At 58.5% G+C, this 258-nt stretch carries 1 pseudogene; it reads left to right on the top strand.

The features are described 5' to 3' along the window. A pseudogene (locus tag F3J08_RS16885) lies at window positions 1-258 on the top strand (hypothetical protein); the annotation flags it as partial.

Here is a 258-nt window from a genome sequence, read left to right as displayed (position 1 = left end):
TGATCGTGGCGTTCCGTCGGCACACGCTGCTGCCACTGGACGATTGCCTTTATGCACTGCAGGCAACGATCCCGCATCTGACCCGGTCGTCCTTGCATCGCTGCCTTCAGCGACATGGCATTTCGCGGTTGCCCGAGACAGAAGGTGACAAGCCAAAGCGCTCAAAGTTCAAGCGCTATCCGATCGGCTACTTCCATATCGATCTGGCCGAGGTTCGAACCGAGGCTGGGCGCCTTTACCTGTTCGTCGCGATCGACA

This window comes from Asaia sp. As-1742 (assembly GCF_011753235.1).
Classification (GTDB): domain Bacteria; phylum Pseudomonadota; class Alphaproteobacteria; order Acetobacterales; family Acetobacteraceae; genus Asaia; species Asaia bogorensis_B.
The sequence above is the reverse complement of the archived record's forward strand: the minus strand, read 5'-3'. Positions and strand labels throughout refer to the sequence as shown.